We start from the raw sequence: 17,665 nt of genomic DNA on the forward strand, positions 1-17,665 counted from the left end.
TAATTTATGCTGCAACAATCGAGCGTTTATGCTTGATAAAATATTCGAACTCATGTTGAAAATGCTTAACAAAGCTCTGTACTGGCCAAGCTGCTGCCTCACCTAATGCACAAATAGTTCTACCCTCAATGTTGTTAGCAACATTGACTAATTTCTCTACATCGCCAGGCTCACCATGTCCATCTTTAATGCGATGTAATAAACGTACCAACCATCCTGTTCCTTCACGGCATGGTGTACATTGCCCACATGATTCATCCATATAAAATTCAGAAATGCGATACAACGCATCAACCATGCAAGTAGTTTCATCCATAATAATCACAGCACCAGAACCAAGACCTGATCCTGCCTTTTGTATGCTGTCATAGTCCATGTCTAAACCAAGCATTACATCTCCTGGTAAGACGGGCATTGAAGTACCGCCAGGAATGACCGCTTTAATTTTGCGATTTTCGATGACGCCGCCAGCTAAATCCAGCAGTGTTTTAAAAGGGGTACCAAGAGGTATTTCAAAATTTCCTGGCTTGTTAACATGACCACTTACACTAAAACATTTTGTACCGCCATTGTTTGGTTTCCCTAATTTAAGAAACCACTCACCGCCTTTTTCTAGAATAACTGGTACCGAAGCAAAGGTTTCGGTATTGTTGATAGTCGTAGGCTTTCCATACAATCCGAAATTCGCTGGAAAAGGAGGTTTAAATCTCGGCTGACCCTTTTTACCCTCGAGAGAGTTTAATAGTGCGGTTTCTTCACCACAAATGTAAGCACCTGCCCCCAAATGGTTATACAAGTCAAAATCCACACCTGTACCCATGATATTTTTTCCCAGTAATCCAGCATCATAAGCTTCTTTCAAAGCAGCTTCAGTGCGCTCAAAAGGTAACCAGAATTCTCCACGGATGTAATTATAACCAACAGAGGCTCCCATGACATATCCAGCGATGGCCATCCCTTCAATCAATTGATGCGGATTTAAAGCGAGGATTTCCCTATCTTTACAAGTGCCTGGTTCTCCTTCATCCGAATTACAAACCACGTATTTCTGAACAGGCGTATTCCTGTTCATAAAGCTCCATTTTAGTCCTGTTGGGAAACCAGCACCGCCTCTTCCACGTAAAGAGGATGTTTTTAATTCATCAATTATTTGTTGCGGTGGCGTTTGTTCTTTTAATATTTTACGCCATGCGCTATAGCCACCAATGCTCTCATAGCTAGCCATTGACCAAGGTTCTGGCAGATGAAATGTTCGATAACAAACTTGATTTAGTTCAACCATGGCTACGCACCTTTATTCGTATTGTTGCAATACTTTATCTATCACATCAGTGGTTAGATTTTCATGATAATCTTTATCCACTTGCATCATAGGAGCATTTACACAAGCTCCGAGGCACTCAACCGAGCGAAGAGTAAAACGGCCGTCTTTGGTTGTTTCACCCAGTTTAATGCCTAATTTATTTTCTAAATGATTAACAACAACTGATGAATCTCTGAGCATGCAAGAGATGTTAGTGCATACATTAATTAGGTGTCTTCCGACAGGCTTATGCTCATACATCGTATAAAAGCTAGCCACTTCATAAACGGCTATAGGAGCCATGTCCAGATATTCAGCAACTGCGTTCATCAATTCTGTTGTTAAATGATTATGCTCTTCTTGAACGATACGAAGAGCACTCATAACAGCTGACTGTTTTTGATCCGCAGGATATTTTGCTACCCAGTGCTTAATCTCACTCAGGCGCTTTGCGGACACTAATTGATGTAATTTCTTTTCTGATGTTTCAGACATTTTAAACCTTTATCTTTTTTGTTCAGTACCTTTATAGGGATACCCTTGTATTAAATTTACCGATCAATCTCACCAAACACGATATCTTGACTAGCTAGTATTGCTACCCCATCAGCGAGCATATGACCTCTAACCATTTCATCAAAACTTGATAAATGTGAAAATCCTGGAGCCCTAATTTTTAAACGATAGGGCTTATTTGCACCATCTGAAACCATGTATATACCAAATTCGCCTTTAGGAGCTTCTACAGCAGAGTAAACCTCTCCGCGCGGCAAACAGAACCCTTCAGTAAATAATTTAAAATGATGAATCAAAGCTTCCATGTCATGTTTCATTACAACACGTCGTGGAGGTGTAATCTTGTGATCATCTATTTTTACTGGGCCAGGATGTTTTCTAAGCCATTCAATACATTGTCTTACAATGCGATTTGATTGTCTTAACTCCTCAACCCTTACTAAATATCTATCGTAGCAATCCCCGCTTTTTCCTACTGGAACATCAAAATCCACTTTATCATAAGCAGCATAACTTTGTTTTTTACGGAGATCCCAAGCAACCCCAGAGGCTCTTAACATAGGCCCAGAAAAGCCCCACTGGAGTGCCTGCTCTGGCGAAACCACACCGATGTCTACAGTTCGTTGCTTCCAGATACGGTTATCCGTTAATAATGTTTCGTATTCATCCACGCATTTTGGAAAACGCTCAGTAAAGGCCCACAGAAAATCAAGTAGACTGCCGTGCCTATCCTTATTCATTTTTTCCACTTCTCTTTCGTTATGCCATCGTGATGGCTTGTATTGTGGCATGGACTCCGGCAAATCTCTCGCTACCCCACCTGGCCTATAATAGGTAGCATGCATACGTGCACCTGACACTGCTTCGTAGCAATCAAATAGATCCTCTCGCTCTCTAAAACAATACAAGAATACTGTCATTGCACCTATATCTAAAGCGGTAGCTCCTAGCCATAAAAGGTGGTTTAATATTCTGGTTACTTCGTCGAAGAGTGTACGAATGTATTGGGCTCGTATTGGTGGTTCTATGCCTAATAATTTTTCAATGGCTCTAACGTAAGCATGTTCATTACACATCATGGAAACGTAATCTAATCTATCCATGTAACCTATGCTTTGAAGATAAGGTTTTGTTTCTGCTAATTTTTCAGTAGCACGATGCAACAATCCAATATGAGGATCGGCACGAACAATGGTTTCTCCTTCAAGTTCAAGCACTAATCGCAATACACCATGGGCAGCTGGATGTTGTGGCCCGAAGTTCAAAGTGTAGTTTTTTAATTCTATCATTATTCGCTACCATCCTTACCAACATAACGGTTATCGTTTCGTATAACCTTTGGTACTAACGTTCTAGGTACTATATCCACTGGTGCATAAATTACTTTTTGTAACTTGGCATCATAACGCATCTCCACTTCGCCACTTAAAGGGAAGTCTTTTCGGAATGGATGCCCAATGAAACCATAATCCGTCAATAGACGTCGAAGATCTGGATGGCCTTCAAATAAAATGCCATATAAATCATAGGCTTCTCGTTCATACCAGTTAGCCGCTTTCCATAAATGATGAACGGAGGGAACAATTAAATGGGACTCTGACACAAATAGTTTTACACGGATCCGATGATTATTTGTTGTTGAAAGCAGATGATACACAATTGCAAATCTTGGTTTATTTAATGCATAAGCTTTTGCTTCTTGACGTTCTACCCCTCTTGAGAATCCGTGTTCTGTTGCGTCTTCAGTTTCCCAGTCGTATTCACCATAGAGTAAATAATCCACGCCACAAAGATCAATAAGCTGTTCAAAGCAGAAGGCTTTGTTATCTTTTAGCTCTAACATGATGGGTAATAGATTGTTTGAATCACATTCTATCGTCACTTCATCGTTATCATTGTTTAATTCAGCGATATGATTTGCTAGTTTTGATTGTAGCGTTTCAACTAAATGATCGATTTTTGCCATCTAATTTGCACCTTTAATGATAACTTTATGCTTCAATAACCGATTTTCGTCGGATTTTGTTTTGAAGCTGTATGATTCCATATAACAATGCCTCTGCTGTAGGTGGACATCCTGGAACATAAACATCAACAGGAACTATTCTGTCGCAACCTCTAACTACAGAGTATGAATAGTGATAGTATCCACCACCGTTTGCACAGGAACCCATTGATATTACCCAACGAGGTTCGGGCATTTGGTCATACACTTTACGAAGTGCAGGTGCCATTTTATTGCATAATGTGCCTGCGACTATCATTACATCCGATTGACGTGGACTGGGTCGAAATATAATTCCAAACCGGTCAAGATCGTATCTAGCAGCGCCAACATGCATCATTTCCACCGCACAACAAGCTAAGCCAAACGTCATAGGCCACATTGAGCCGCTTCTTGCCCATCCAATCAATTTTTCGATTGATGTTAGCTCAAAACCTTTATTTTGTATTTCAGCAACCGCCATAGTTCGCCTCTAAGCAGCTAAACAAGTCAATAAATTCGATTTTATAGGGACTAAGCACTTTATTCCCATTCTAAAGCGCCTCGTTTCCATTCATAAATAAAACCGATTACCAATAAACCAAGGAATAGCATCATGCCGTAAAAACCAAACCACCCAATTTTTCTTAAAGCCAATGCCCAAGGGAAAAAGAAAGCTGTTTCTAGATCGAATATAATAAATAAAATTGCAACAAGATAGAAGCGAACGTCAAAAGGAATATGTGAGCTTTCAAACTCTCCAAATCCACACTCGTAGGGTGCATTTTTCGCATTATCTGGACTATGCTTCGAAAAGAGAGAACCTGCTCCAAGCATAGCTAAACCAAGGGCTAACCCAATAATAATGAATACAAGAACGGGTAAATATTGATATACCATCTGCTCACCTTGTTCGGTTTATATGGTGCCGAAGGCCGGACTCGAACCGGCACGGCTTGCGCCACCGCCCCCTCAAGACGGCGTGTCTACCAATTTCACCACTTCGGCATAGTTTCGTTTTTATTATGTCGCTCAAGATTTAGCTTGTGCGACAACCCAAGGATTTATTTATTACCTTTAATTCTTTTTATTTTCTACAGGTACCGGTACTGAATTTACAGGCACATTAACTGGTTGAGGAATTGCCTGTTGGGCTGCCTTTTGGTATTGCGTAGACACCAGATAAGACAACATCAAACTGGTCACAAAAAAAGCAAGAGCAAGACCACCAGTCAGCTTAAATAGAAAACCACCTGTTCCCTGACTACCAAAGATTGTATTTGATGCCCCAGAACCAAAGGCGGCGCCTATGTCCGCTCCCTTACCATGCTGAATAAGTACTAAGCCAATTAGAATAATTGCAATTAGCACATGAATCATTAATATCAATTGATACATTTAACAATGTCCACAAATTGTTTCGCGTTCAATGATGCACCACCAACTAACCCACCATCAATATCTGGCATGTTAAACAATGCCTGAGCATTGTTTTCATTTACACTTCCACCATACAGGATAGTAAGGTTTTCAGCATCACTATTATTTATTTCTCGCACCATTTTTCGTATGTACTGGTGCACCTTTTGTGCTTGTTCAGGTGTAGCCGTTTGTCCAGTTCCAATTGCCCAAACAGGCTCATAAGCAACAACGCAATTTTTAAAACAATCTTCTGCGTTGTTTTGTATTGCAAGCAATTGTCGTTCAATCACCTGCTCCGTATGGCCTTTTTCTCGCTCAAGCAGCGTTTCACCAACACAAAGAACCGGTATCATACCATGATCTTTCACATGGTGGAATTTTTGTGCGATAAAATTTTCATCTTCATGAAAATAGTGTCGACGTTCAGAATGTCCTACCAGCACATAGGTACAATCAAACTCTTTCAACATGGGGGCAGAAATTTCACCTGTGTATGCACCAGAGTCTTTGGGAAATACATTTTGTGCTCCAAGCATTAGCTTACCTTGGGCTATGCATTCTTTTACCTGAGGTATATACAGGCTAGGAGGCATAATGACTAAGCGAGCGGTATTTTCAAAGTTTATCAATTCATGTATTTGTGAAATCAGAGTGTTTATCTGAGAAATTTTGCCATTCATTTTCCAATTCCCAGCAACAATTTTCTGTCTCATCTTTCGCTTTACTCCTAATCACAAGACAACGCATTAATGCATCAACAAGGACACTTCAATTTTCAGTTCAAAAGATTGGGAATATACCTAATCTCGATAACGAAGGGTAGTAGGTAACCATGCTTTTTTTACGCAAAACGTATTCATTTTTTTTGCAACAAAATACATTTTTACACTTGCTAATACCCTTTTATTCGATAGAATCCTATATACCTAAATGACTTCTAAGGCAAATTTTAATTTGCTCGAATTGGCTTAGGGATATATTTTTACCAGGAGGGTTTTAATGATGAAAGAAATCATACTGCAATTAATTAAGGAAATTTCAGCTCTATCTTCACCAGTTAGTGCTGCAGCATTAAAGCAAGTATTCAAGTCTACACCCCTTCCATCTGAGGAAGTGCCTCAAGAGTTAATTCCTTATTACGCGGCACTCCGTAAGCTATCCATCTATGCCGATCAATATGAAGAGTCATCTGCACTGATCAACGAGAATGAGCTTAAAAAGTCGTCTTATAATGAACTTTTAAAACAAACAAGAGAAGTTCAATTAGAATTTGAGCGATTAAATCAAGAATTAGAGTCATCAAAAATCGCAATTAACCTTTTCTATAAAACGATTGAGTCTAATGCACGTCAATATTTGCCGTCTTTATCCTCTTCCCCCACCATTAAGGAGTTTGGTGAAACCCAAAAAAATGTTGTTAGGGAATATGATGCGTATCTAACAAAAGCCTTTAAGGACAGAGTATTGCATTATGCGAAATTAGAGTTCATTTATAAAACTCGTCTTATAGATAAACTCATTACTCAATTAAATGAAAAGGACTTTTCAATAGTTAATACTCAAGACGCTTCATCCATCAATAATTTGTTAAGTGAGCTAACTCTTACAAACAAGAAATTAATCGACTTAAAAACCAGATGGAATGGCGATAAAAATCAAGGTTTGCTCTATCGTTTTGACAAGGTAGTGTCTTCAAAGGAAAAGCAGGAAAAAGAAAAGGAAATAATGGCTGAAATAGAGCTTATTGAAACCGAATTAAAGTCAATCCCTACTTTACTAGACAACAATAAACTGAGCCATGAAGATAAACTAAGTCTTACTGAAACATTTAATACAACACCTGATACTAAAGGACTTATTAGCGGGTATGAAAATCAAATTGATGGTCTTTTATCCTATGTTAATCCATTCAGCTGGATGAGTTGGTCCCAAAATGGTAACTATGCAAAAGATCAGGAAAGGCTTAGAAATTCAGTAGAGTACTTAAAGCTACTGGAAAAACAACGGGGACTAAAACTTGAGCATAATGAAAAGGAAGCACATCGTAGTCGAGTCTTAAAGTTATTTCCTGAACAGAACCCAATACCTAGCGATAAGGACAATAGTGTTCTCACAAACTCTAAAGAACGAAATGACGTGTTGTTAGATGCAGTAGATTTAATTAATGATTTACCAGCATTTAAACCATCAATATCACTTACTCCTGAATCACCACTTTTGGATTTTTCTTTATTATTATTTGAACAAATGCCGCTTGTTCTTGCTCAGGAGGAAAAAAACTCAAGCATTATTGCTCTTTTGCAAGAATTAATTCCACTAAAACGCACTGTAGAGGAATTAGTCGCTCACCATAAACTTACTCTCCCTGTTGATTTGCAATATGCGACGCCAGAGGAAGCTGAAAAAGCTAAAGAGAATTTTGGTCAAGCTGATTCAGAGCAATTGGCTTGGATAGAACAACATAAACAATGTGAAATTTATTTTTCTAAGGCTAAATCATTAGAAGAAGTTGTTTTAAGGGTCAGAGAAGCCTCAAATAAAGCGAGAGACCTCACTAAACAATTACGAGAGAATTCATACAAACCTGAATCTGAAGCGTCTGTACTTCAAACTCCCGGACATTTAATCACCCTTTCTCAAAGGATAGAGACCACTCTGCGCGAATTACGTCAATTGCCTCCGATTAAAACGGATGCGCCTGTGCAAACAACCACAGAAGACGTTCAACACCTGCCTCAGCATCAACCTGTTACCGAGCAAAGTAAAAAAAACCAAACTGGTTCTGTCCAACAAAACACAGTGGATAATCCTTTACGATCACTAGAATCCAACCCCTTACAATCGGCACCTGCTGATGAATCAAAGATAGAATTAGTACCAAGTCAACGTCAACATGAAGTAATAACTCCTGTCCTATCTTCTGGAACGGAAGTAAGGATTGCATCTGAACCAGTTGCACAACCATTACAAGAAAAACCCATCATAAAGGAGCCTGAACGAAATGAGACTACGGATTCTCGCCCAATTCAACCAGCACCCAATCACAAATTGACACTATTTCCAATCGCTGCTTCTTTAGTCAGGACTACAACCGACAAACCAACAGTCCTTATAGAACCCCCATTAGAACCAGCTAAACTTCAAGATAAACCGGTAAATAGTAGTCCTCCTAAACCACTCTTGATAACTGTTGCTAGCGATCAAAATCAATCCGAAGACAGCGCCTCTAATAGAAGCATTGGATTATCTGAAAGTAATACGACCAGCTTATCCGATGAAGTTGATGTTTATAATGATCAAGAAGAACAGCAATCCGATGATTTTTATGTATCACAATCCGATCAACTGTCTTTACCTAAGACTCCATCTGGTAACCAATTTCCTCCCATAGGTTCAAAGAATACTACCAGTGATGTGACCCTTGCTCCTGTTAAGATCCAAACTCAGGACATAGTACTAACACCTGATGTTGAAGATCCAAATTCTCATCTGTTAGCTTATTATCATAACCTCAACTTATCATTAATTTCGCACCATGCAACAAATGTTCAAGAATGGTATAGGAAACTGTATGGCGCAATTACAAAATCATCGCTCGACGCACATCAAAATCTAAAAGCCATTCATCTATTAAAGGATATTTTATTTGAGTTTCAATTCAAACAGGACATGTCTACAATCAACGCCTATATGCGACTATGCCCCACACCCGAGTCGGATTTTTCTGCATTATTATCACTCAAACCAGCAATTCCCATCATTGAGTCAGAAGCTGACGAAGAGTCTATTTTTGAAAATTGTCCTAAAGAATTGCAAAAGTTCTATGACCAATTCGTTCGATTGAAAGGCAGTTTTCCGGTGGAGGCAAAGTTATTCATACAAGCCATGCATTCTTTTGTATTGATGAAGGAATCAATTGACCAATCACAAGAGAAAATTAACCCTAGTAATATACCTAAATTAACGCAAGATCCTCGCTTCGATCCCTTAAAGAGACATCGAGGATTTATGCAAATTTGGGAGTTTTTTGAGGACATCTACAATTGGATTGTTGGAAAAATTACTCAAAAAGCCGAGCATGAATACACTAATCGCCCATGTTTTTTTAGAACTCAATCAGCAAAACTCTTGGATGAAGTTGATGCAATGACTCAAAACATGTTGTTAGGGAATAGTCCAGAGACAGTGGCTAGTCTACAATAGTTTATAAAACCAGCATCAGGATCGCCACAGTGGGGACCGCATCAGCGTCACAGTGGGGACGGACCCCGGTGGGGTCCGTCCCCTTCTAATCTTATCTGAGAGGTAACTTATTTATGCAGACGTATTTTCTTCACTGAGCTTTTTATCAATGACACAAATATCGTCGGATAATTGTTGTGCTTGCTCTCTAACTAAGGTTTCATTAAAACCCTCTACCATTACTCTAAGCAAAGGCTCTGTTCCGGATGGTCTTAGTAAGACACGCCCCTCTCCTTTTAGGCTCTTTTCGAGACGTTTAACTGCATCTATTACCTTAGGATTTGCAGCTAACTGCTCTGCATTGTTTGTCTTTAAATTAACTAGAGATTGTGGCAATAAAGCAATTCCTTCGGTTAGTTGCTGCATTGTTTTGTCTTGCTTAACCATGATAGCTAATACCTGCAATGCAGCAACAATACCATCTCCTGTGGTGGTTTTATCTAAACACAGAATATGGCCTGAAGTTTCACCGCCGATGCGCCAATTTTTTTCTTTAAGCATCTCTAAGATATATCGGTCTCCAACCTTTGTGCGCTGAAATGCTATCCCCAAAGCGCCAATAGCAAGTTCTAACCCATAGTTACTCATCAAAGTGCCCACAACACCACCATGAAGGACTCCTCGTTGATGTCGATCCTTGGCAATAATATAAAGTATCTGGTCGCCATTAATTAGATTTCCTTGAGAATCCACTATCAGTAAACGATCTCCATCACCGTCTAAAGCAATCCCAATATCAGCTCCTGTTGCAATGACTTTTTGTCTTAATGTTTCTGGAGCTGTGGATCCACACTCCTGATTAATATTGAACCCATCCGGTTTTGACCCTATAGACGTCACATCAGCGCCCAATTCAGCAAAAACATTGGGGGCTATGTGGTAGGTTGCCCCATTTGCACAATCCACCACTATTTTTAAATTGGACAATCGAGTTTTGGAAGGGATGGTTGATTTGCAAAACTCAATATAACGTCCAGCAGCATCATTGATTCGAATGGCCTTGCCAAGCTTAGCAGACGGGACAGTTTGTAAAGGTAGATCCAATTCTCTCTCAATAGCTAGTTCAACGCTATCTGGTAATTTCCCGCCATCGGAGTCGAAAAATTTGATGCCATTGTCTTCAAATAGATTATGGGATGCGCTAATCACTATTCCAGCATTTGCTCTTAATGTTTGGGTCAAATAAGCAATGCCTGGTGTAGGCATAGGGCCTAATAATGACACATCAACTCCAGCTGCTGACAATCCGGCCTCTAATGCAGACTCAAGCATGTAGCCTGATACTCGAGTGTCTTTACCGATAACCACTTTCTTACGATTACCATTGGCCAGTACTCGCCCCACTGCCCAGCCAAGCTTCAAAACAAATTCTGGATTAATGCTAGAAAGACCTACTCGGCCACGGATGCCGTCAGTACCAAAATATTTGCGCTCGCTCATACTAATCCACCTTTCTTTATTATTCTTATCACTAGCCAATCACTCGTTCATTTCGCATGCTTCCGCTTGATGGATAGCTTGAATTATTGTTAATGCCTGTTGAGTTTCATCTACATCATGAGTTCTTAGTATTGCAGCCCCATTCATAGAAGCAAATACACTCAAAGCAATACTTCCAATTAACCGCTGGTCTACCTCTTTTTGTAACACAGCCCCAATCGTGCTTTTCCTGGATACACCCAATAATACTGGCAAACCCCATTGGGTCAATTCCTTTAGATGATACATTAATTTTAGGTTATCTCGGGCGTGTTTTCCAAAACCAAATCCTGGATCGATGATCAGGTGCTCTCTCTTTATTCCTGCCTGTTCACATGACTGAATTCTCTCGTCAAAAAAAACACTTAATTCTGACATGATTCCTTCAGAATAGTTGGGGTTAATTTGCATGGTTTGAGGCTCTCCCTGCATGTGCATCAAACAAACTGGCGCATCGAGAGCAGCGGCCATGGCCATTGCACCATCCTTTCTTAAAGCATAAATATCATTGATAATATTTGCACCTGCTTTTATCGCGTGCTCCATCACCTCAGGTTTATTGGTATCGATGGAAATACACACATCGCTGTGTTTTCTTAATTCATTGATAACAGGAATTACTCTTGATAACTCTATTTCCGAAGGCAATGCTTGCGCGCCCGGCTTGGTGGATTCGCCTCCAACATCAATTAAATCAGCGCCCTGTGCCAGTAACTCATAGGCATGCTCGCAAGCCCTATCGAGTGACAGGTATTTACCACCATCATAAAAAGATTCTGCAGTAATATTCAAAACCCCCATCACTAGAGGTTTGTTGAATGAAAAGTCAGAATGTGGTTGGCTTTTTTGTTTAAGCCAACCAAGAAATTGTTGAAAATTCACGGGACTCTCGAATAGAACAACAGATTATAGAGTTAATGTTCTTCTGCAGGTTTTTCTATAGTTTCTGTATTACTAGCATTTGAAGATAACGAATCATTTAAATCCTCCTTCTTCTCTATTGAAGAAGGAGAACTCCAATCTTCTGGAGGAGTAGGCTCCTTGCCAGACATAATCTCTTGAATTTGATTGGTATCAATGGTTTCAAATTTGATCAAACTTTGCGCCATTAAATGCAATTTATCCATATTTGCAACCAATATTTCTTTAGCACGTTGGTAATTACGATCAATAATCGCTCGAACTTCATCATCAATTTGCTGAGCCGTTCTATCAGACATTTCTTTGTGTTTATTAACAGATCGACCTATGAATATCTCTTCTTCTTCGTCCCCAAAAGTCAATGGTCCAAGAGCTGAAAGCCCCCAAGTAGTAACCATTTTGCGTGCAATCTCAGTAGAGCGCATAATGTCATTCGATGCCCCTGTCGTTACACTTTCTGAGCCAAAAATGAGTTCCTCTGCAATTCGACCACCAAATAAGCTACAAAGTTGACTTTCAAGACGGCGCTTACTATGGCTGTATCTGTCCTGTTCTGGTAGGAACATTGTAACTCCAAGAGCTCTACCGCGCGGAATGATTGATACTTTATACACTGGATCGTGTTCAGGTACTGATAGACCAACTATTGCATGTCCAGCTTCATGATAGGCCGTTAGTTTTTTCTCATTTTCATCCATTACCATGGAACGTCTTTCAGTTCCCATCATGATCTTGTCTTTTGCCTTATCAAGCTCGATCATGCCTACTTTTCTCTTATTGGCTCTCGCAGCAAACAAAGCGGCTTCATTGACCAAATTCGATAAATCAGCACCGGAAAATCCTGGGGTTCCTCGTGCGATGGCTTTTACATCAACCACATTATCCACTGGAACTTTCTGTAAATGCACTCGGAGAATTTGCTCTCGTCCCCTGATATCAGGCAAAGGAACAACAACCTGTCTATCAAAGCGGCCAGGTCTTAGCAAGGCAGGATCTAGGACATCAGGACGGTTCGTTGCAGCCACAACAATAACCCCTTCATTACCCTCAAAACCATCCATTTCAACAAGTAATTGGTTAAGTGTTTGCTCGCGTTCATCATGCCCACCACCTAAACCAGCACCTCTATGTCTACCCACTGCATCAATCTCATCAATAAAGATAATGCAAGGAGCGTGCTTTTTAGCTTGCTCAAACATATCACGTACACGAGAAGCACCAACACCAACAAACATCTCGACAAAATCTGAACCTGAAATGGTAAAGAAGGGGACCTTTGCTTCACCAGCAACAGCTCGGGCAAGTAATGTCTTACCCGTTCCAGGAGAGCCGACCAGCAACACTCCCCGAGGAATGCGGCCACCTAGATTTTGAAATTTAGTTGGATCGCGTAAAAAATCAACTAATTCTTTGACCTCTTCTTTGGCTTCATCGACACCTGCTACGTCAGCAAAAGTCACCTTAACTTGGTCCTCACCGAGTAAACGAGCTCGAGAACGGCCAAAAGACATTGCTCCTCGACCTCCGCCACCCTGCATTTGTCGCATGAAGAAAATCCACACGCCAATAAGCAATAACATCGGGAACCAGTTGATAAATACATGTAATAAGAAGCTTTCTTGTTGTTTTTCCTGGCCACTAACATCCACCTTACTCTTTAACAACTCTCCTAAGAGAGCGTTATCCTGCATCGGCATATAAGTGACAAAGCGTTTGTTGTTTTTAGTCACGCCCTTAATAATTTTGTTGTCTTCGATAGTGACGGAATTCACTATCCCTTGCTCAACTTCTTGTAAAAATTGGCTATAAGAAACCTTCTCAGCAACTGTGTTACGAGGCCCAAAATTACTGAATACAGAAACCAGAACAATCGCTATAATCAGCCACAAAAATAAATTCTTAACCATGTCGTTCAAAGTATTAACCTCGTTAGTTACTTTAGTACCTTGTTGTTAAATCTATATACACTAAAATCGAAAACCGTTTCTATTATTCTTTAAAACTACTATAAATTATAACCCTTTGCCAGCAAATAGGTTTCTTTTGAGCGAGATCGTGAAGCTGATGGTTTCCGAATAATCACTTTTTCGAAGGATATTCGCGCTTTCTTCACGAGTTCATCAAATCCAGTCCCATGAAATAGTTTCACCAACAAATTACCTCCAGGCTTTAACATTTGCTCTGCGAAATCAAAAGCCAACTCCACCAAATACATCGATCTCGGAATATCTATTGCTGAGCTTCCACTCATATTTGGGGCCATATCTGATAATAACAAGTCTATGGAGCGTTCGGGAATAATATTTAATAGTTTTTGCAGAACATCCTCCTCTCGAAAATCTCCCTGAATAAACTCTACATCAGGTAAAGCATCCATAGGTAAAATGTCCAAGGCGACAACACGCCCTTCTCCCTGTAGTTTTTCTGTAACGTATTGAGTCCAGCCTCCTGGTGCAGCACCCAAATCAACAACAGTCATTCCTGGTTTCAATAGATGCTCCTTTTCATCTACTTCTTTTAACTTATAAACAGCTCGGCTACGATAACCTTCGGCTTGTGCTTTTTTTACATAAACGTCATCAAAATGTTCTTTTAACCAACGTTTACTACTTTTAGTACGGTTCATAAACAATAAATTACTAGCAATTTTGACTATGATACCGAATTTCGCTACCTTTTCCCAGCAAAACGTGCAATAATTCACCATTTTATCAGGATGGATATCAACAATGGATACCTCATTCAAACAAGCCCTTAAAGCAAAGGCCCACCATTTAAAACCTGTAGTCCTTTTAGGCGCTAAAGGTCTTACTGAAGCGGTAGTCGCTGAAACAGAAGTTGCACTCCAAGCACACGAACTTATAAAAGTGAAAATCAATGGCGCTGAAAAGGAAGACAGAATCGTTATGGCTGATGAACTTTGCGCCGAATTGCAAGCTGAACTTGTGCAAATGATTGGTAATACCCTTGTCATTTACCGCAAAAAGAAGGACTAGTTTCGACTGCTGGTTAAACCGCATCAACCTAGATTGTGCTTAAACAGGCAAACCCTAGACTTGATAAGGAAACCCCACTATTCTATTATCAGGTTCAATCCTGATGATATGCCATGTACATCACTGAAATTCAGCTTGCTCAATTAATTATCCCTTTAAAAAGGCCCTTTATTACAGCGGTTAGACGAACTGAGTCAGTGAACGACGTTGTTGTCATGATAAAAACAAACAATGGATGCGTTGGTTATGGCTCAGCCGCATCAACTCCTGCAATCACTGGCGATACGATAGAATCAATTATCAACTCCATAAGAACAACTTTAGGACCCCCGTTAATTGGTCGATCAATATGCGAATTAAACCAATTACTTGAAATGAACCAAAATGGTCTTAAAGGAAATACATCTGCAAAAGCAGCTATAGATATGGCCTTGCATGATTTATTTGCTCAGTATTGCGGCCTACCTTTGTATCAGCTGCTGGGTGGCAATAATAACAAAATTAGCTCCTGCATCACGATTAGTGTAAAAAGTCCTGAAGAAATGGTCGAAGAGGCCATGGAGCTAGTCAAATACGGCCATAACCTATTAAAAGTTAAACTCGGTTTAGAGCCTAGCGAAGATCTCAAACGGATACAAACCATTCGCCAAAAAATTGGTTATGATATAACTCTATTGGTGGATGCCAATCAGGGTTGGCTCTACTCTGATGCACTGAGATTAATAACCGCCTTTGAGAATGAGGCACTAAACATCCCAATGGTTGAACAACCCATAAAGGCGAAAGATCTAAAGCACTTAAAACTAATTAGCCAACAGGCAAAATGTTTAATAATTGCAGATGAATCCTGTTTTTCCTCTCAGGACGCCTTAAATATCGCTCAAAATAGCACCTGTGATGGAGTAAATATTAAGCTCATGAAATCCGGTGGGATTGCTCAAGCTCAAGCCATCTACCATATCGCTAAAACAGCAGATATGCAGATTATGGTTGGATGTATGCTGGAGTCACCCATAGGTGTTGCTGCGATTGCAAGCTTCGCTGTAAGTAAACCCGATATTACCTATGCTGATCTTGATCCTATCTATCTAATACAAGATAACTATGTCCTTGGAGGTGCGCAAATACATGGAACAGACATCATTTTAGCGGATAAGCCTGGATTAGGAATTAGTGGTTTCAGTGATGGGCTACAACCAATTGGAGTCATTGAATGATGTCCTTCTACCTTGAGTTATCTAGTCTACTTATTATTGTTCTTTATGTTATTTTACTGTTTCGAAATACGGACCCATTACTTGCAACAGCGCTTTGTGTTGGTTTAGGCTTTGTATGGAATGGTTCTAATCCCATTGTTATTGGGGACACTCTTGGGAATGCCTTAGGCTCATTCATGGCCTTAGTTGGTTTTATTATTATGTTAGGTAGAGGTCTGGGAGAAATCCTGAGCCATACGAAAATTAACCACACGTTAGTCCATCAAATTGTACATGGTATTGGTGTCAACACTCAACGCCGAGCAAAAATTGGAATCGTGTTATCCTCTTTTACTGTTGTTGGATTATTGGGAACTTTAGCAGGTGGCTTAGCCATATTAGCCCCCAGCTTACGCCCGATTGCTGGTTCTGTTAATTTATCCCGACCTAGCTTGGCTGTATTAATGCAAGCATCCGCTGAGGAAGCGCTCATTCTTGGACCTTTCGCGCCACCTGTAATTACTTTGTTAGGAGTAACGGGGTTGGATTATGGCACCATGTTACTCCATGCTTCTCTTCCAGTGGCATTAATTACCTTAATAACCACCTGGATTATGGCCAACAAGCTCCAAAACTTTTATGCAGAGGAATCCTGCAAGGAAGACGAGTTATCCGAGTCATTTATTCCAACTCAGTTACAAAAAAGAGCTACTTTACTTTTTCTGCTGGGCTTTGTATTGTGCGTAATTTATGGACTTTGGGCTCATGCCAAAACGTCCTATGTCATTTTTGTTATGCTTTTTTTATCCCTGATCGCAGGTTTCTCCAGCCAATTAAAATTAAAATTAACCCTTGATCTACTGGTGCAAGGGATGCTTAAAAACCTACATTTGTTTTTTTTATTTATCCTCTTTGATCCTTTTATGAATTTAATTCACCAAGCTGGAGGGTTTAAAGCGCTAACCGAATTATTAATGCCCTTAATTAATCAGGGGGGAAAATCCGTTTTATCCATGCTTATAGGGTTTACTGGGGCATTCGGCATGCCAGGAGCAGCCGAAGCAACCATTAAAATGTTAGATCAACTTTTTAGACCATCTGTCATGCAGCTGCATCTTTCTATGGCTTCTTTTGCCTTATGCATGATCTTTGCTACTCGAGTCACGAATTATGCCTACCCAGGAGCAAATATGTTTGCGGCCATGGGTTTTGCAGGCAGTGAGAACATAAAAGCAATGATACAAAACGGCCTTACAGTTACTGTGGTTCAAGTTCTTTTTCTTATTATCTATAGCCTTCTATTGTTAAGTTAGTCCCTAAACAAGGATCGCTCGCATTCAACTGGCTTAGTTGACTATATTTAGACCGAAACTCAACTACAATTATAGATACAGCTTGCGATATTTCTGATTAATCATGGCTCAATCTCATATAGAACAAATCGAAAAATATCAAAAACTCAAACAAAAACAGCAAGGGACATTTGCAAAGGTTTTGGAGAAGGGGGCAAATTTCCTCAGCCAAAATGGGGCAACCATTGTTGGAGGAGTACAAGGTGCACTAAGCGGTGACACCGACTTGGAAAAGAGCATCACTGCTGCTTCTA

The 17,665-nt window shown here is 40.0% G+C and carries 17 protein-coding genes and 1 tRNA gene; 5 read left to right on the forward strand and 13 right to left on the reverse strand.

Annotated features, from left to right (window positions below; genetic code table 11):
• Positions 1-4: 4 nt before the first annotated feature.
• From nuoF to tpiA, 9 genes are all read right to left on the reverse strand, one after another.
• Entirely contained in the window at positions 5-1,282 is a 1,278-nt protein-coding gene (nuoF, locus tag Lwal_RS09860) for an NADH-quinone oxidoreductase subunit NuoF (RefSeq protein WP_058480636.1), read from the reverse strand.
• 12 nt (positions 1,283-1,294) lie between these two features.
• Positions 1,295-1,798 (reverse strand): NADH-quinone oxidoreductase subunit NuoE, encoded by a 504-nt coding sequence (gene nuoE, locus Lwal_RS09865; RefSeq protein ID WP_058480637.1) that lies wholly within the window; start codon positions 1,796-1,798, stop codon positions 1,295-1,297.
• Positions 1,799-1,854: 56 nt separating this feature from the next.
• A complete protein-coding gene (locus Lwal_RS09870) occupies positions 1,855-3,108 on the reverse strand; it encodes an NADH-quinone oxidoreductase subunit D (RefSeq protein ID WP_058480638.1) in 1,254 nt (417 codons plus the stop codon).
• Positions 3,108-3,785 (reverse strand): NADH-quinone oxidoreductase subunit C, encoded by a 678-nt coding sequence (locus tag Lwal_RS09875; RefSeq protein ID WP_058480639.1) that lies wholly within the window; start codon positions 3,783-3,785, stop codon positions 3,108-3,110. Before Lwal_RS09875 ends, Lwal_RS09870 begins: the two co-directional genes overlap by 1 nt.
• 25 nt (positions 3,786-3,810) lie before the next feature.
• A complete protein-coding gene (locus tag Lwal_RS09880; RefSeq protein ID WP_058480640.1) occupies positions 3,811-4,287 on the reverse strand; it encodes a NuoB/complex I 20 kDa subunit family protein in 477 nt (158 codons plus the stop codon).
• Between the two features lie 59 nt (positions 4,288-4,346).
• Positions 4,347-4,703 (reverse strand): NADH-quinone oxidoreductase subunit A, encoded by a 357-nt coding sequence (gene ndhC, locus Lwal_RS09885; RefSeq protein WP_058480641.1) that lies wholly within the window; start codon positions 4,701-4,703, stop codon positions 4,347-4,349.
• A gap of 23 nt (positions 4,704-4,726) precedes the next feature.
• A tRNA-Leu gene (locus Lwal_RS09890) sits at positions 4,727-4,811 on the reverse strand.
• 69 nt (positions 4,812-4,880) lie between these two features.
• Positions 4,881-5,201: a preprotein translocase subunit SecG gene (gene secG, locus Lwal_RS09895; protein WP_058480642.1), complete on the reverse strand. Its 321-nt coding sequence runs from the start codon at positions 5,199-5,201 to the stop codon at positions 4,881-4,883.
• Positions 5,189-5,938, reverse strand: a complete 750-nt coding sequence (tpiA, locus tag Lwal_RS09900; protein WP_058480643.1) for a triose-phosphate isomerase — start codon at positions 5,936-5,938, stop codon at positions 5,189-5,191. Before tpiA ends, secG begins: the two co-directional genes overlap by 13 nt.
• A 286-nt stretch (positions 5,939-6,224) precedes the next feature.
• On the opposite strand from tpiA, the gene Lwal_RS09905 reads away from it, so the two are divergent.
• Entirely contained in the window at positions 6,225-9,428 is a 3,204-nt protein-coding gene (locus Lwal_RS09905; protein ID WP_058480644.1) for a hypothetical protein, read from the forward strand.
• Between the two features lie 111 nt (positions 9,429-9,539).
• On the opposite strand, the gene glmM is transcribed toward Lwal_RS09905, so the two are convergent.
• The 4 genes from glmM to rlmE form a co-directional block, all read right to left on the reverse strand.
• Positions 9,540-10,907 (reverse strand): phosphoglucosamine mutase, encoded by a 1,368-nt coding sequence (gene glmM, locus Lwal_RS09910; RefSeq protein WP_058480645.1) that lies wholly within the window; start codon positions 10,905-10,907, stop codon positions 9,540-9,542.
• Between the two features lie 39 nt (positions 10,908-10,946).
• The gene (gene folP / locus Lwal_RS09915; RefSeq protein ID WP_058480646.1) at positions 10,947-11,828 is read right to left on the reverse strand and encodes a dihydropteroate synthase; all 882 of its coding nucleotides are present in this window, start codon (positions 11,826-11,828) and stop codon (positions 10,947-10,949) included.
• Between the two features lie 32 nt (positions 11,829-11,860).
• The gene (gene ftsH / locus Lwal_RS09920; RefSeq protein ID WP_058480647.1) at positions 11,861-13,774 is read right to left on the reverse strand and encodes an ATP-dependent zinc metalloprotease FtsH; all 1,914 of its coding nucleotides are present in this window, start codon (positions 13,772-13,774) and stop codon (positions 11,861-11,863) included.
• A 98-nt stretch (positions 13,775-13,872) separates the two neighbouring features.
• Positions 13,873-14,493, reverse strand: a complete 621-nt coding sequence (rlmE, locus tag Lwal_RS09925) for a 23S rRNA (uridine(2552)-2'-O)-methyltransferase RlmE (protein WP_058480993.1) — start codon at positions 14,491-14,493, stop codon at positions 13,873-13,875.
• Between the two features lie 103 nt (positions 14,494-14,596).
• Between rlmE and yhbY the strand changes: the two genes are divergently transcribed.
• The 4 genes from yhbY to Lwal_RS17720 form a co-directional block, all read left to right on the forward strand.
• Positions 14,597-14,863, forward strand: a complete 267-nt coding sequence (yhbY, locus tag Lwal_RS09930) for a ribosome assembly RNA-binding protein YhbY (RefSeq protein ID WP_058480648.1) — start codon at positions 14,597-14,599, stop codon at positions 14,861-14,863.
• Positions 14,864-14,976: 113 nt separating this feature from the next.
• On the forward strand, positions 14,977-16,080 hold the full coding sequence (locus Lwal_RS09935) for a dipeptide epimerase (RefSeq protein ID WP_058480649.1): 1,104 nt from the start codon (positions 14,977-14,979) through the stop codon (positions 16,078-16,080).
• Positions 16,080-17,372 carry a Na+/H+ antiporter NhaC family protein gene (locus Lwal_RS09940; RefSeq protein ID WP_058480994.1) on the forward strand — a complete coding sequence of 431 codons (1,293 nt, stop codon included), beginning with the start codon at positions 16,080-16,082 and terminating at the stop codon, positions 17,370-17,372. The genes Lwal_RS09935 and Lwal_RS09940 overlap by 1 nt, the downstream gene beginning before the upstream one ends.
• Before the next feature lie 103 nt (positions 17,373-17,475).
• On the forward strand, positions 17,476-17,665 hold a 190-nt coding region (locus tag Lwal_RS17720), incomplete at its 3' end, for a hypothetical protein (protein WP_193787228.1).

This window comes from Legionella waltersii (assembly GCF_001468085.1).
GTDB lineage: Bacteria > Pseudomonadota > Gammaproteobacteria > Legionellales > Legionellaceae > Legionella > Legionella waltersii.

Excerpts from the sequence above, each read along its gene's own strand:
- nuoF (WP_058480636.1), bottom strand. The coding sequence starts at position 1,282 with ATGGTTGAACTAAATCAAGTTTGTTATCGAACATTTCATCTGCCAGAA.
- nuoE (WP_058480637.1), bottom strand. The coding sequence starts at position 1,798 with ATGTCTGAAACATCAGAAAAGAAATTACATCAATTAGTGTCCGCAAAG.
- Lwal_RS09870 (WP_058480638.1), bottom strand. The coding sequence starts at position 3,108 with ATGATAGAATTAAAAAACTACACTTTGAACTTCGGGCCACAACATCCA.
- Lwal_RS09875 (WP_058480639.1), bottom strand. The coding sequence starts at position 3,785 with ATGGCAAAAATCGATCATTTAGTTGAAACGCTACAATCAAAACTAGCA.
- Lwal_RS09880 (WP_058480640.1), bottom strand. The coding sequence starts at position 4,287 with ATGGCGGTTGCTGAAATACAAAATAAAGGTTTTGAGCTAACATCAATC.
- ndhC (WP_058480641.1), bottom strand. The coding sequence starts at position 4,703 with ATGGTATATCAATATTTACCCGTTCTTGTATTCATTATTATTGGGTTA.
- secG (WP_058480642.1), bottom strand. The coding sequence starts at position 5,201 with ATGTATCAATTGATATTAATGATTCATGTGCTAATTGCAATTATTCTA.
- tpiA (WP_058480643.1), bottom strand. The coding sequence starts at position 5,938 with ATGAGACAGAAAATTGTTGCTGGGAATTGGAAAATGAATGGCAAAATT.
- Lwal_RS09905 (WP_058480644.1), top strand. The coding sequence starts at position 6,225 with ATGATGAAAGAAATCATACTGCAATTAATTAAGGAAATTTCAGCTCTA.
- glmM (WP_058480645.1), bottom strand. The coding sequence starts at position 10,907 with ATGAGCGAGCGCAAATATTTTGGTACTGACGGCATCCGTGGCCGAGTA.
- ftsH (WP_058480647.1), bottom strand. The coding sequence starts at position 13,774 with ATGGTTAAGAATTTATTTTTGTGGCTGATTATAGCGATTGTTCTGGTT.
- rlmE (WP_058480993.1), bottom strand. The coding sequence starts at position 14,493 with ATGAACCGTACTAAAAGTAGTAAACGTTGGTTAAAAGAACATTTTGAT.
- yhbY (WP_058480648.1), top strand. The coding sequence starts at position 14,597 with ATGGATACCTCATTCAAACAAGCCCTTAAAGCAAAGGCCCACCATTTA.
- Lwal_RS09935 (WP_058480649.1), top strand. The coding sequence starts at position 14,977 with ATGTACATCACTGAAATTCAGCTTGCTCAATTAATTATCCCTTTAAAA.
- Lwal_RS09940 (WP_058480994.1), top strand. The coding sequence starts at position 16,080 with ATGTCCTTCTACCTTGAGTTATCTAGTCTACTTATTATTGTTCTTTAT.